This window comes from Shewanella sp. 3_MG-2023 (assembly GCF_030548765.1).
Classification (GTDB): Bacteria; Pseudomonadota; Gammaproteobacteria; order Enterobacterales; family Shewanellaceae; genus Shewanella.
In genome coordinates this window covers 1-15,019 of sequence record NZ_JAUOSH010000054.1, presented here as the reverse complement: position 1 = coordinate 15,019, position 15,019 = coordinate 1, and the positions used below count along the sequence as shown (strand labels likewise).

11 protein-coding genes and 1 tRNA gene are annotated in these 15,019 nt (G+C 41.7%); 6 read left to right on the top strand and 6 right to left on the bottom strand.

Going from position 1 to position 15,019, the window contains the following annotated elements:
* Positions 1 to 399 precede the first annotated feature (399 nt).
* Positions 400 to 681 carry a hypothetical protein gene (locus Q4591_RS19510; protein ID WP_102437062.1) on the bottom strand — a complete coding sequence of 94 codons (282 nt, stop codon included), beginning with the start codon at positions 679 to 681 and terminating at the stop codon, positions 400 to 402.
* A 108-nt stretch (positions 682 to 789) separates the two neighbouring features.
* Entirely contained in the window at positions 790 to 1,437 is a 648-nt protein-coding gene (locus Q4591_RS19505) for a 2OG-Fe(II) oxygenase (protein ID WP_102476135.1), read from the bottom strand.
* A gap of 525 nt (positions 1,438 to 1,962) precedes the next feature.
* On the opposite strand from Q4591_RS19505, the gene slyA reads away from it, so the two are divergent.
* Genes slyA through Q4591_RS19490 form a run of 3 tightly spaced genes read left to right on the top strand, consistent with a single transcriptional unit; the run spans position 1,963 to position 4,596 of the window.
* Positions 1,963 to 2,430 (top strand): transcriptional regulator SlyA, encoded by a 468-nt coding sequence (gene slyA, locus Q4591_RS19500; protein ID WP_017059069.1) that lies wholly within the window; start codon positions 1,963 to 1,965, stop codon positions 2,428 to 2,430.
* Positions 2,431 to 2,442: 12 nt separating this feature from the next.
* On the top strand, positions 2,443 to 3,504 hold the full coding sequence (locus Q4591_RS19495) for an HlyD family secretion protein (RefSeq protein WP_102476136.1): 1,062 nt from the start codon (positions 2,443 to 2,445) through the stop codon (positions 3,502 to 3,504).
* 60 nt (positions 3,505 to 3,564) lie between these two features.
* On the top strand, positions 3,565 to 4,596 hold the full coding sequence (locus Q4591_RS19490; RefSeq protein ID WP_303462525.1) for a DUF2955 domain-containing protein: 1,032 nt from the start codon (positions 3,565 to 3,567) through the stop codon (positions 4,594 to 4,596).
* Positions 4,597 to 4,639: 43 nt separating this feature from the next.
* Here Q4591_RS19490 and Q4591_RS19485 read toward each other — a convergent pair whose 3' ends face one another.
* Positions 4,640 to 5,239 carry a glutathione S-transferase family protein gene (locus Q4591_RS19485; RefSeq protein ID WP_303462528.1) on the bottom strand — a complete coding sequence of 200 codons (600 nt, stop codon included), beginning with the start codon at positions 5,237 to 5,239 and terminating at the stop codon, positions 4,640 to 4,642.
* Positions 5,240 to 5,297: 58 nt separating this feature from the next.
* Positions 5,298 to 8,708, bottom strand: coding sequence for a PAS domain-containing hybrid sensor histidine kinase/response regulator (locus Q4591_RS19480; RefSeq protein ID WP_303462523.1), 3,411 nt, complete (start codon positions 8,706 to 8,708; stop codon positions 5,298 to 5,300).
* Between the two features lie 186 nt (positions 8,709 to 8,894).
* On the opposite strand from Q4591_RS19480, the gene acs reads away from it, so the two are divergent.
* From acs to Q4591_RS19465, 3 genes are all read left to right on the top strand, one after another.
* Entirely contained in the window at positions 8,895 to 10,847 is a 1,953-nt protein-coding gene (acs, locus tag Q4591_RS19475; RefSeq protein WP_102436553.1) for an acetate--CoA ligase, read from the top strand.
* Positions 10,848 to 11,101: 254 nt separating this feature from the next.
* Positions 11,102 to 12,856, top strand: coding sequence for a DEAD/DEAH box helicase (locus Q4591_RS19470; protein ID WP_303462521.1), 1,755 nt, complete (start codon positions 11,102 to 11,104; stop codon positions 12,854 to 12,856).
* 72 nt (positions 12,857 to 12,928) lie between these two features.
* Positions 12,929 to 13,189 carry a GrxA family glutaredoxin gene (locus Q4591_RS19465; protein ID WP_076536809.1) on the top strand — a complete coding sequence of 87 codons (261 nt, stop codon included), beginning with the start codon at positions 12,929 to 12,931 and terminating at the stop codon, positions 13,187 to 13,189.
* Positions 13,190 to 13,290: 101 nt separating this feature from the next.
* Here the strand turns inward: Q4591_RS19465 and Q4591_RS19460 are convergent, their stop codons facing one another.
* Together Q4591_RS19460 and Q4591_RS19455 are read right to left on the bottom strand one after the other, a co-directional pair.
* Positions 13,291 to 14,442 (bottom strand): DcaP family trimeric outer membrane transporter, encoded by a 1,152-nt coding sequence (locus Q4591_RS19460; protein WP_102530928.1) that lies wholly within the window; start codon positions 14,440 to 14,442, stop codon positions 13,291 to 13,293.
* A 323-nt stretch (positions 14,443 to 14,765) separates the two neighbouring features.
* Positions 14,766 to 14,841, bottom strand: a tRNA-Lys gene (locus Q4591_RS19455).
* Positions 14,842 to 15,019: the final 178 nt, after the last annotated feature.

Genomic DNA, 15,019 nt, shown 5'->3' with positions numbered 1-15,019 from the left:
TGAACCCTAGATGGGCTACAAACCCATGCCGGTTTTCAAGACCGGTGCATTCGACCACTCTGCCATCTCTCCGAACGCCGCGAATAATATGACAAGCTGCGGTCGCTGTAAATCCCTAAATGACATAAAAACGTTTAAGTGTTGATAAAAAAACCAAAGTGTTCATTAATTAAATTGTTTGAGCAATAAATCAACGTCACTAACACGACATGAAAGTACACTTATGCAAGTCATTACCTTAACCCATTAAACTTTAGTTGCTGAGGCAGTTTTTTGTTGCAGATACACTTAATAAAAAGCCCATTTATATTGTTGTCAGCTAGTACGATCATAGCGGCTATCACTTTGGCTACACAAAACCTACGTTACTGATTCTATTCTCTTGCCCATTAAATACTCTCATTTTGAGTTATCAGCTGAATCACTGAGCCATTTTATCGCTGAATATATGAGGTGGCTCACTGCGGCAATGATAGCGACATAGATAAAAGTAGGCATAAACCAACTGATGCCAGTGTCATAAACAAATTGCCAATTTGTACCTTCAGCGCCGTGAAATATGCCGCCAGGATTTTCGAGCCATTCCCATATGACAATAAAGAGTGTTACCAATACCGAGACTATTAGTCCGCTGATAATACCAAAGGACCAAAAATGTTTTATTGCAGCTGCTAATTTCAACGGCTCTCTCCTGTCAAAATTCAATAAAAAATGATGCTTCATTATCAGAGCTAGTAAAATAAACAGCTTATCGCCCAGCTGTTGGTTAAGCGCATCTAGACGGATAACTTACCTCGGCGGATCGACTTTAGCAGCGATAGAAGTATTAACCCTAAACCAACCAGCGATAGAATATCGATCCCGCTTGGCTGCCAATACTTCATGGGGAAACTCTTCACTTAAAAATGTCACTATCGTGCCCAGTAACGGCATTACTTTAATGCCTTCTTTATCGAAGTTATCTTGATATAACACTAACTCGCCGCCATCTGACGCTGACCACGCTCGATTAAAATATACCACGATTGAAAGCACTCGATTCGCTTCGCCCTTAAAAGCATCATAGTGTCTTTTATAGTAATCACCTGGGCCATAATGAGCAAAGTGACTTTCAAATGAAAACAAACCTAGAAATAATCGTCTATTTAAAAAGCTTTGCAAGTTGGCGGTCCAAGTGAGCCAATCTCTGCCTGCTTCAGATCCATTGGTTATCCAGCTAATGGCATCAGTTCTAACAAACTCATTTTTTAAATACTCGCCACCCCTTCCTATACCTGCTTCTTCAAACTTGTCTGCTTCTATCCCTTGCTGATGATTAAACAAATTGTTCGCTAATGCATCTGGCAAGGCCGTTGGCCGAATACTGTAGCCTTTTGCTTCGATATCCTGCGCAATAAGCGCAAACAAGGTTTCATCAATTGGGCTATCGCCAGTCATTGATGGGCATTTCTTTATGGCGACCACATTGTCTACCTTTTAATAATAAATACATTGAATAAAGGATGGATAACACCCACTTAAAGGAAGTGAGCTAGATGTAGCTATGACTAGTGAAGCTGTTATGGAAATGAGACTGTAATTATAAGAACGAGTTTAAACGCAGGCAGACTCGCGTTAGTGACGGCACAGTGACTATGATGATTAAAGTTAGAAGTGCTTTGTTGTAGTCAGTTAATTCAGTATAAACCTAGTCTTGGATATCCTTGCTAAATACTTTTAATTCTTTTTCATTGGTGTTTAGATTTCAACTTTTACCTATTGAATTATCCATTCTTGTTGCTGACTATTACGACTTAAGTATTAACATAAAATGATACATCTATTTGTTTGAAATTTATTCTCTTTTCTATCATTGCCTTAGCGTTATATATAACACTAGGGCAATCACTGCGATAAAAAATCAATTTACTTAGCGTGCTAACCAAGTATAATAGTTAGCACGCTAAGTAAATGGGAACCATGATGCAAAAAGAATTCGACCATATGAAAGAGCTATCACTGGCAGAACAATTGGGGCGTCTGCATCGCTTATGGCGCACCGCTGTTGACATTGAACTTGCCCCTTTAGAGTTAACTTACCCACGCTGGACAGCCTTATGGAAACTGTGGCGATTAGGCGACAACCTCAGTCAAAAAGTATTAGCCAATGCCTTAGAAATTGAACTGGCCTCTTTAATGCGCACCTTAGCCCAATTAGAACAGCAAGGGCTCATTGAACGCCACTGTTGCCCCCATGATAAACGCGCCAGACTTGTCAATTTGACTCCTGCTGGACTAGATTTAATAACGAAAGTCGAAGTAACAATTATCAATATCCGTAGCCAATTGCTCTTAGGCATAAACGCTGAAGAACTTACTGAGTTTGAAAGAGTAATTAATCTGATTGGTAATAATGCGTTAACCAAATTAGCTAAAATGACAGACAAGTAAGTGAATACAAATATGACACCAGATCAACAATTTTCGCGGCTAACAAAAATTGCCTTAGCAGGCTTTATGCTGGTATTTGGTTACTTTATGTTTGCTGATGCCGCTATGCCATTAACGCCGCAGGCTATGGCAACTCGGGTTGTGACTAAGGTTACCCCACAAGTTAATGGCCGCATTAAAACTATTGCTGTCACTAATAACCAAGTTGTTAGCAAGGGTGAATTACTGTTTGAAGTAGATCCTAGACCGTATAAGTTAGCGGTAGATGAAGCGCAGTTGGCTTTAGAGCAAGTCCAGCAAGATAACGCTGAGCTAGATGCCTCTTTGTTAGCGGCGCAAGCTGATGTCAATGCCAGCCAAACCACATCACAACAAAAGCGCAGCGAAGCAAAGCGTCTTGATGCACTGTACAAAACTAATGGCGTATCCCAACAGCAACGCGATCAAGCTGACAGCGATGCCGCTGCGGCTGAAGCAAATTTGCTGGCAACCCAAGCCCGTTTAAAGCAATTAGAAGTGAGCCGCGGTGTTTACGGTAACAATAACTTAAAAGTACGTCAGGCCGAAAATCGCTTAGCCCAAGCCAAATTAAACCTGTCTTATACCCAAGTTCATGCGGATCAAGACGGCACAGTTACTAACTTGCAAATCATGGTCGGCGGCTTTGCGGCCATTGGCCAGCCACTACTGGCTCTTGTTTCTGATGATGTGGATATTATTGCTGATTTTAGAGAAAAGGCATTACGAGATGTCTCAATTTCATCTAAAGCCCTTGTTGCGTTTGACGGTGAACCAGGCCGTTTATATCGCGCCCACGTCAGCAGTATTGATGCTGGGGTTAGCGCCGGACAGTTCGATGCCAATGGCAGTTTAGCGACTCCGCAACAATCTGATCGCTGGGTCCGTGACGCCCAAAGAATGAGATTGCATTTACAATTAGATAATGACGAAGTCATGAGAACATTGCCAACGGGGGCACGGGCGACGGTGCAGATAATGCCAGAAAATAGTTTGCTGAACTTATTAGCTCATGGGCAGATTAAAGCCATCAGTATGCTGCACTATATCTATTAACATCATACATTTGATAGATGCGCTATTTTAAATATATTACAGCGACACAAGGCAACAATCATGTTACTAAGATTTAATCCCATGACAGCCAATGATTTACGTCAATGTCTACGTATTGCCACTGCTGGCACGATTGGCTTTACTGTGTGCAAACTGTTCGGCTTTAGTAACGGGGTGTTTTATACTGTTACCCCTATGGTATTGCTAGGGCTAGCACCTGTGTTCACCGCCCATGTCGCGCGGCAGGTGTTGGCGTCTTCTGTCACAGCTGGATTAGTGGTAGGCGTTATCGGTGGTTTATTTGGTGGCCATCCAGTCTTAATGACCCTGATTATTTTTGGGGTGTTTGTTGGCTTTTTTACCGCCATGACCCGCGGCAGTTTTTTTCTTTATGGTGCCAATAGTTTACTTAATCTGAGCATCATGCTTAATTTTGCCAGTTACCCTGATACTGATCTAAACGGTCTCATCGGCGCTAATCTCGGCGCCACAATACTGGCAATCATTATCGCCTATATCATGGTCTCGTTAATCCCTGATGTTGAACCCAGAAAATTGCAAAAACCACCAGCAAAATCAGTAAATCGAATGCGACATGAAGTATTACTGGGGGCAACTATCGCCACAGCATCTTTTATCGTGTTCCAGATATTTAATCTACAAGACTCTATGTCGGCGCAAGCTGCCACAATTTTATTACTTTATCCGATGCATTTTACTGGGGTATTAAATTATGCCCTTAAACGTGCGATAGGTACCTTTCTTGGAGTGACATTCGGTGTGTTAGCCCAGTTGTTTCTCTATGATTGGTCGGGGCTGCTTATCTTAGTAGTGCCGGTTTTATGGTTCGGATTAATGCTATTTAGCCAAGTTCATGTTAAAGAAAAAGTCGGCGCAGGCGTTGGTTTTGGAGCGATGACCACGCTGGGTATTTTATTTGGCCAATACCTAAGCCCAGGGAGCGATCTGATATATAGCGCACTTTACCGTATTAGCAGTATTTTGGTTGCCATAGTAGCGACTTTATTACTGTGTTACATCATGCACACTTTACTTAACCGATTTGCTGCAACGCGCTTAAGTTATCAGTAATGCTGCTAATGATTAAGCTGGTCAGATAAAAGATCGCGATTGATTAATCGAGCATGGAAACAAAACCCGCTTGTGACTCAACATTAGCTAACCATTGTTGGAGATTGGGATAAACCGATAAATCAAAGCCACCCTCATGGGCCACATGGGTGTAGGCATAAAGCGCAATATCTGCCAGGCTAAATAGCTCACCGAGCATAAATGCCTGCCCTGCTAACTGGTTATCAATTAATTTCAATACCTTACCCCCCTGAATTTGTAAGTTATCAAACTCAGCTTGCCGCTCTACTGGCATACCTTGATAAAGTTTGATAAACCGAGCAACGGCAATACAAGGCTCGTGACTGTATTGCTCAAAGAACAGCCATTGATACATTAAGGCATTATTAAATTTATCGTCAGGAATTAACCTCGAGCCAGCGGCCAAGTATCCAATGATGGCATTGGACTCGGCTAGCACTCGACCATCATCTAGCTCAATAATCGGTAACTTACCGTTTGGGTTTTTAGCTAAAAAAGCCTTGGTTTGGCTGCCTCCAGCCATAATGTCCACGTCTTGCCATTGATAATCAATATTGAGTAGCGCCAGAGTCAGCTTTATTTTGTAACAGTTACCTGATTTTTTATCGCCATAGACAGTTATCATTGCTCTTCCTTTTGCTGTTAACGCGCTTGATTTCGTTTATTAACCCTTCATTGGCCTACTTCACTAAACTTGATATTAACGCCCGTAATGCCGCTGGTTTAATCATTTTAGCCATATAGTGATAACCACGCTTTTGTACATCCTCAACCAAATCCTTATTCGTATTAGCCGTTATCAAGATCCCGGGTAAATGCTCACCGTAGCGCGAACGAATACCATCCATAGCATCGACGCCATTTTGATTGTTATCTAAATGGTAATCAGCTAAAACGATATCAGGAGCAACCCCTTTAAGGCCAAGTTTAATACGAGCATCAGCTAAATCGGTTGCACAAATCACCTCGCACTTCCAGCGAGTTAATAAGCTTTCAAGCCCTGCCAATATCGCCTCTTCATTATCAATACAAAGCACTTTTACCCCAGCTAATGGCTGAGTTAAGCTTGGCACTGGTTTAGCTGATTTTTCACTGATGGTTTCGCCTAAAGGCACGATAATAGAGAACACTGAACCTTGACCAAGCTTTGATGAAACCTGAATTTGATGATCTAACACCTTGCTTATTCGATCAGCAATAGCGAGCCCTAAGCCTAAGCCGCTGACATTTTGGCTACTGGGATGATTTAAGCGTTTAAACTCTTTAAATATCTCTTCTGTTTCATGCTCATCAATGCCACAACCTGTATCTAACACCTGAATTTCGAGATACTTTCCTCGGCGGCGACAACCCAACAGCACTTTACCGCCTCTAGCATAGCGGTAAGCATTGGTTAAAAAGTTTTGTAATATACGCCTCAGTAAGGATAAGTCTGAGTTGACAGTGGCATTACAGGGGATCATATTGAAGCGAATTTGAGTGTCTTTTGACATAGCCTCAAACTCAACAGCAAGACCTGTGAGTAAGTCAGCAATAGCAAAATCTCGGCGGTTAACCTCCACCATGCCTGAATCAAGCTTTGATATATCCAATAAATCAGTTAATAACTCCCCCGCTGTTCGCAAGGAGTTGTTGATATGGGATAAAGTGGTTTGCCCTTCTAAATCAAGATTCGGGTATTGCGCTAGTGAAGCAGTAAACAATCTTGCAGCATTAAGCGGCTGCATAAGATCATGCCCAACGGCCGCAAGAAAACGACTTTTTGATGCATTAGCCATTTCTTCTTGGGCTTTTGCTTCTAGTAGTTCGCTGTTAAGCATTGCCAGTTCATAGGTACGTTCTTTTACTCGACTTTCAAGGGTTTCATTGGCTTCTAGTAAGGCTTTCTCTTGCTCACGGTATTGGGTGATATCGGTAAAGGTCATCACAAAGCCGCCATCTGGCATTGGATTACCTTGAATTTTTATCACTTTACCGTCTCGGCGTTGTCGCTCTGAGGTATGCTCTGTGCCCGCGCGCATATGCTGCACTCGCATTTCTACTTGAGCATCAATTTCACCCTCTCCACAATAGCCTCTGGTAGCGTTAAAACGTACCACTTCACTAATTGGCATGCCTTGCTTTAAAAAACCGTCAGGATAATCATATAGCTCGGCATATTTATAATTCCATGCGACCAAGTTTAAATCTTTGTCCACCACACTCATGCCTTCATAAGCATGTTCAATGGCGCCGCGTAACATGTCTTGGCTTAACATCACCTTGGTTGACGCTTCATCCACTAAACTAAAGACTTCATCAAGGGCTAAATCGCGACCTTGTAACACCGAGTCCATCACCAGTGAGGCGCTCGATGCTCCTAGCACACCTGCAAGCATATGCTCTGTGTGTGAGATTAACGCTTCATCAGCCACTTTATGCCAAGAATCACTTCTTACCGCAGCTGGCGAGTATTGACTAAAGCTTTCATAAGCGCGGGTTGGACTAACAAAACGACTGGCAAGAATTAATAAATCTTGTTGAGATATCGCCCCATGTTTTCGGTTACTGTCCTTTTTAATAATGCCTGGATTAATAAAATGGCTGGCTTGAATGCGCTCAGCTACCCCAGCTCGAAACCACAACGAGCCTATAATATAAAAGGCAATATTGGCTAATAGCGCCACTAAAGTGTCATTCACTTCCGGGCTAATAGACGCTAAGATCCCAGTATCGCCCACTAAGCCTACGCTGCGCTCAAATAAAATATAACACCACAATGAAAAGCCTACTGCTAAACCTAAAAACACCCCAGCACGGTTACCATACTTCCAATACAAGCCACCTATGAGTGCGGGTGCTAGCTGCGCAAAAGCACCGAATGATAGCTGCCCAAGGTGAGATAACGATTCATTACTACCAAATATTAAGTAACTAAAATAACCCAAGGCCAAAATAATGATGATGGCTAAACGGCGCGCATTTAATAAAAAACGCGCAAATTGATTGAAATTAGTGCCAGTGATTTTACCAGTACGTAGCATAACTGGAACTAACCATTCGTTACTGATCATGACACTAATGGTCACAACAGCAACAATCACCATACCCGTCGCTGCTGAAAGCGTGCCTAATAAGGCAATAACGGCGAGAACAGGCTGATCTAATGCTAAAGGCAGGTTAATCACATAAGTGTCTGCCGCCACGGTATCACCAAGTAATAATTTACCAGCAAGGGCTAATGGCGCCACAAATAAGCCAAACATGGCCAAATACAAGGGAAAGATCCAGCGGGCTTTTTTTAACACCCCTTCTTCTGCACACTCAACTACCATCACATGAAATTGCCTTGGCATACACATAAAGGCGGCAATCCCCACCAGCATTTCCGGTAAAATTGAAGCGATATTTAAAGTGCCATGGTTGATGAGTTCTTTGTCTTTCGCTTGTTGCCAGATATCATCAAAACCATCAAAAAAACCATAAGTAATCACCACACCGACAATCAAAAAGGCGACTAATTTAATCAGTGACTCAAAAGCGATCGCTACCATCATCCCAGGATTATGTTCGGTGGCATCCAATTTACGAGTGCCAAATAAAATCGCAAATATAGCCAAAATGAAAGTAATCACCAAAGGGATACTGACGCCATTTAAAGGTAAATTATCAGGTTGAAATAAATTAAGGCTAAATACCATGGCTTTAAGTTGCAGCGCAATATAGGGCATGATGCCGCATAGTGCTATTAGGGTCACTATGGCAGCAAGGGCTTGGGATTTTCCATAGCGCGCGGCAATAAAATCGGCTACCGAGGTTATATTTTGCGCTTTAGAGACTAAAACCATTTTGCGTAATACCCCAAAACCCAGGGTAAAAATTAAGATTGGGCCAAGATAAATCGGCAAGAAAGACCATAAATCGTTCGCTGATTGACCTACTGTGCCAAGGAAGCTCCATGAAGAACAGTAAACAGCTAGACTTAAGCCGTATATCCATACTTGAACTTTATTAGTGATTTTACTAAACCAACGTTCAGCGCCCCAGGCCAGTATAAACAGTAATGACACATAGCAAATTGCAATCACAGCAACGACTAAGGTTAAATTCATAGCTTTCTCTTTTTATTATATTCGCTTATTAATTATGCAATAATTTTGCGTTATTTGCATGAGATGTTAACACGCGCAACAAGCTAAATATTAAGGATATTTTAAAACTAGACCAAGGTCTAATGGAGTTAACATCATCATGCAGAGGATACTTTCATAACGCAAATTTTGACAAAGGGAAGCCATATGAGCTCGCAGTCTCTCTACAAAGTACCAGCCGATTTCGCTAAAAATGCACTGGTCGATAATGATAAGTATAAAAAAATGTACCAAGAATCTGTGGTTAATCCTGAAGGTTTTTGGAGAGAACACGGTAAGCGCATCGATTGGATCAAGCCTTATACCAAAATTAAACAAACCTCTTTTGATGATCATAACCTGTCTATTGAGTGGTTTTATGATGGCACATTGAACGCATCTTCAAACTGTTTAGATCGCCATTTAGAAGATAATGGCGACCGCGTAGCGATCATCTGGGAAGGTGACGATGCCAATGAACAGCGTAAAATCACTTATCGTGAACTGCATACTGATGTGTGTAAATTTGCCAATGCTCTACGTAGCCAAGGGGTTTGTAAAGGTGATGTAGTCACAATTTATATGCCTATGGTGCCTGAAGCGGCCGTTGCTATGCTTGCTTGTGCCCGCATTGGCGCGATCCATTCGGTGGTATTTGGCGGTTTCTCACCTGATTCAATTGCATCACGCGTAATTGATGGCAAATCAAAAGTCTTGATCACCGCTGATGAAGGCGTGCGTGGTGGCCGTAAAATTCCGCTTAAACGTAGCATTGATGAAGCGCTTAATAACCCAGATGTAGATTGTGTCGAAAAAGTCATTGTACTTAATCGAACTGGTGGTGATATCGACTGGGTTGAAGGCCGAGATATATGGTGGAGCGATGTCGTTGCAACGGCATCAGAGCATTGCCAAGCTGAAGAAATGGGCGCTGAAGACCCGCTATTTCTTTTATACACTTCAGGCTCAACCGGTAACCCGAAAGGTGTGTTGCATACCACTGGTGGTTATATGGTTTACGCCTCAATGACTCACGAGTATGTTTTTGATTACAAAGAAGGTGAAGTATATTGGTGTACTGCTGATGTGGGTTGGATCACCGGTCACTCCTACATGGTATATGGTCCATTAGCCAATGGCGCAACTATCCTTATTCATGAGGGAGTACCAAACTCTCCAAATCCAGCTCGTCTTGGTGAAATGGTCGACCGTCATAAAGTTAATATTTTATATACTGCACCAACGTTAATTCGCGCTTTAATGGCAGAAGGTAAAGAACAGTTTGATGGTTTTGATGGTAGCTCATTACGGGTAATGGGCTCGGTGGGTGAACCCATTAACCCTGAAGCTTGGCGCTGGTACCATGAAGTGATTGGCCATGAATCCTGCCCAATTGTGGATACATGGTGGCAGACTGAAACCGGTGGTATTTTGATTAGCCCATTACCTGGCGCCACAGATGCAAAACCGGGCTCTGCTACGCGTCCATTTTTTGGGGTTCAGCCGGCATTAGTTGATAACATGGGTAATATTCTTGAAGGCGCTGTAGATGGCAACCTTGTTATTCTTGACTCTTGGCCGGGACAAATGCGCACCGTATTTGGCGACCATGATCGTTTTGCTCTCACTTACTTTAAAACCTTTAGAGGTATGTACTTTACTGGTGACGGCGCTCGTCGTGATGAGGATGGTTATTACTGGATCACTGGCCGTGTTGATGACGTAATTAACGTATCGGGCCACCGCCTCGGTACTGCTGAAGTTGAAAGCGCGCTTGTATCACACGATCTTGTCGCTGAAGCCGCAGTTGTAGGTTACCCCCATGATATTAAAGGCCAAGGCATTTATGCCTATGTAACCTTAATTAACGGCGTTGAAGAAACTGAAGAGTTACGTCAAGGGCTACGTCAATGGGTGCGTAAAGAGATTGGCGCACTAGCCACCCCAGATTTAATTCAATGGGCTGGCGGTTTACCTAAAACACGTTCAGGTAAAATCATGCGCCGCTTCTTACGTAAAATTGCCGCAAATGAAGTAACCAACTTAGGCGATTCTTCTACCCTTGCAGATCCAGCGGTGATTGATACCTTGATAGAGTCTCGTTTAAACAAAACTCAATAACAGTAGTTTAAAATAAGAGGTTATTAAGTACTCCCCACCCTCTTACCAACCTGAGAACTCCTAACCAGATTCTCGTTGCCCTCTCACTGAGGGGGCTTTTTTATATTTATTCTGGCTTAAAACTCTATCAACTCATGCTGAAACGATATGTATTCAGCGACTTTTATTGAATAGACTCCGCCGCGCTAGCTTGTATTCATGCTACAGTACCCTGCATGATCAATATTAAATAATAAGCCATTTCATACTCACTTATGTCTGCAACCATTTCACTTCGCGATTACCAACAAGACTCTGTTAACGCTGCTATAACCCATTTTAAGCAATCTAATGACTCTGCTGTGCTGGTACTTCCTACAGGAGCAGGCAAAAGTATTGTGATAGCCGAACTAGCTCGAATTGCCCGTGGTAACGTTTTAGTTTTGACCCATGTGAAAGAACTCGTGGCACAAAATGCAGAAAAAGTGGGTTTACTCACTGAAGATGCCAATATTTATTCTGCGGGTTTAAAGCAAAAAAAAGCCCATGGTAAAACCGTGGTCGCCAGTGTGCAATCAGCAGCGCGAAAGCCCGAGCAATTCTGCCAATCATTCTCATTGGTAATAATTGATGAATGTCACCGAGTCAGTAATGATAAAGATAGCCAATACCAACAGTTATTAACTCACCTCAAAAAGATTAATCCACAAATAAAACTGTTAGGGCTAACTGCCACGCCCTATCGATTGGGTTTAGGTTGGATATATCGACATCATTACCATGGAAAAATAGGCAATGCTGACAAGCCAGTATTTGAAAAGTGCATTTTTGAATTACCTATGCGGCCGCTCATAAAAAAAGGCTACTTAACCGCACCCAAAATATTTGATGGACTAAGTGCCCAATATGACTTTAGTCAGTTAGAGCCAAGTAATACAGGTGAATTTCCGCAAAAGGAAGTTGATGATTTACTCAACCATCAAGGCCGCGCAACCACTGCCATCATAAAACAAGTACAACAATTAGCAGACTCTCGTAAAGGCGTATTAATTTTTGCGGCGACAGTTCGTCATGCAAAAGAAGTACTTAAATTATTAAATGACGATGCTGCACTCATTACAGCAGATACACCACATGCAGAACGCGACGAAATTATTAGTCAGTTCAAACAACAGAAAATTAAATTCATCGTCAATGTTGCTGTATTAACCACCGGTTTTGACGCCCCTCATGTCGATTTAATTGTTATTTTAAGGCCCACAGCATCAGTAAGCTTATTTCAACAAATGATTGGCCGAGGTTTACGCTTAGCGCCTGATAAACAAGATTGCTTAGTCATTGATTATGCCGCTAACGGTTATGACTTATATTTTCCTGAAGTGGGTCAAGTAAAACCCAATAGTAAATCTGTGCCAGTGCAAGTGCATTGCCCTGTATGCCAATTTGCCAATACTTTTTGGGGCTTGGTGGATAATGACGGTGATATTGTTGAACACTTTGGTAGACGCTGTCAGGGGCTAATAGAGGACTCGTCATCAAACATTCAACAGTGTGACTTTAGATTTCGTTCTAAAGCTTGCCCTGATTGTGGCGCTGAAAATGATATCGCGGCGCGCATTTGTCATATCTGTCAATCTACCCTCATTGATCCTGACAAGCGTTTAAAGCAGGTATTGTCGTCTCAACATCATCATTTGTTTAAATGCCAAGAGATGCAGCTTATCGAAGAAAATGGCAAGCTTGTGGTGCAATACTTTGATATTGAATCGAATGACTTTAAAGAATACTTTAATATGGACACACCAGCGCAACGCCGCGCTTTGTTTGCTATATTTATCTCTCCTCATTGTCGAACTCCCGGCATGAAGCACCCACAATATAAAAAGCCCGCCGATTTAATCGCCCATAGTGAGCACTTTAAAAAGCCGGACTTATTACTTTTGAAAAAACAGAAACATAAATGGTATTTAGTCGAAAAGTTTTTTGACTATAAAGGCCGTTATAAAACGATCACGGATAGTAGTTTTTAGTCGCTGCGCTTATACAATATCAATTCGATAAAACTTATGGTATAAATCGTCAAATCAAAAAAAGGAGTCACTATGTTTGTTGTTATTTTTGGCCGTCCAGGCTGCCCATATTGTGTTCGTGCTGTTGAATTATCAGAAAAATTAACTGCGCAACGTGACGATTTTAAATTCAAATATGTCGATATTCACGCTGAAGGCATTTCTAAAGCAGACTTAGAAAAAACCGTTGGTAAGCCAGTTGAAACAGTACCGCAAATCTTCGTTGATGAAGTTCATGTTGGCGGTTACACAGAATATGATAAATACGTTCGCGACAATAAATTAGTTGCTTAATCACCAATGATTACAACTAAGCTGCGTTGAGCGCATTTCGCAGACAATAAAAAGGGTTAATTTATTGAATTAACCCTTTTTTGTATTTAAGAAAAATATTTTTATAGAACGTATTTAGCAGAGAATAACACTCGGCTTAAATCGCCATCTACACCACTTTCTTTTTCGTTCATAGCATACATATACTCAACACCAAACGTTAACGGTTTTGTTGGTGAGTAGAGTAAGTTGATATAACCAGAGTATGAACTCGCATTGACACCATCACTTGATAATGAAGTATCGTTATCAATTTCTAGTGCAGCAAAGGTTAAACTACTACGCCATTTATCATTCCACCAATGACGGTAAGCAGCAAAGCCACCATAAGAGCTAATAGTTTGGATATCACCTGATGCATCTAAGTTACCAGCATTGGCATAGTTAAGCGCCATATAACGACCTAGGCCTTCACCATAAGTGACAGAAAACTTGAAGTCATCGTTACCTACAGGGATAACACCAGCAATACTTGCGCCGTAGCCGACTTCAGTGGAGTCAATAGCTTCAGTACCCACATTTTGCTCTACATTTAACTGTCGAACCATTGCAGCAAGTGAAATTGCTGAACCACCTTCAGACTTAAAGTTATAACGAGCAACGACATCAGGAACCATACCGCTACCACTGGTCACTCTTGACGCTGTACCATATTGGTTTACGGTTGTTTCTGGGTTTTCTACCGCAATTTGAAAGCCGCCATTGGTGTAGCGGATCATCGCTTGACGCACAAACGGCGTACCATCAGCTGCGCCCACAAAGTCTAAATTTTCAGGTAATGCACCTGGATTTTGGAAGGTAGTCCATGTTTGACCAACAGTCCAATTGTCATAACTGACAAAGGCTTGTCGAATACGCGGGGAATAACTGTTTGATACTCGCTCATTACCATCAGTATGAGTCATAAAATCAAGTTCGATAAAACCTGATAATTTATGGCCATCGAAATCTGATACAGTTTTAAAATTAAAACGCGTTTCGCGGGCTTGAAAGTCGACGACTTCCTTACCGTTACCAGCTTCACCATAAATGGTACCTGGTACATAAAATTGACGAGATAAGTTACCTGAATCTGGTGCCCCATTGCTATAAGAGCTGAACATCACATCAGCTTTAACATAACCACCAAACTCCATTTCTGTATCTGCGTAGGTGACATTACTCATTGCTAGTAAAGAACACCCTATTACTAAACCAACTTTTGCTTGTTTCATCATTCTCTCCCTATTCTTATCATCCATAGCAATATGACCCACTTAACAAGCAAGCAACATTAGCAATAGGTCTATTAGACAAAAGTAGCCAGGTAGCAACAAAAGTTAAGACTAAAGAATGATAAGCAGCCAAATATGAACAAAGGGAATGTAGCGTTTAAGTCTGAATTAGAACTAAGGGAATATTAAGGCAAAATATCAAAGTTATTAAGATAGTAATTGAGATAGTAATTGAGATAGTAATTATAACGAATAATAACAGAGGAGTAGCTAAGGGGATATTCTGAATTAAAGCCTAACAGGCAATCTCACTTTCAAAAAAGTGGTGGGCCGTGAAGGATTCGAACCTTCGACCAATTGGTTAAAAGCCAACTGCTCTACCAACTGAGCTAACGGCCCATCTTGGTTTTATTAATACTTATTGTACTAACTTGGAACAAAAGCCAACTGTCTGTGTGAACAAGCAACTGAGCTAACGACCAATCTAATTTTACGTAACGAGGCATTACGTCTGAATTAAAGCCTAACAGGCAATCTCACTTTCAGAAAAGTGGTGGGCCGTGAAGGATTCGAACCT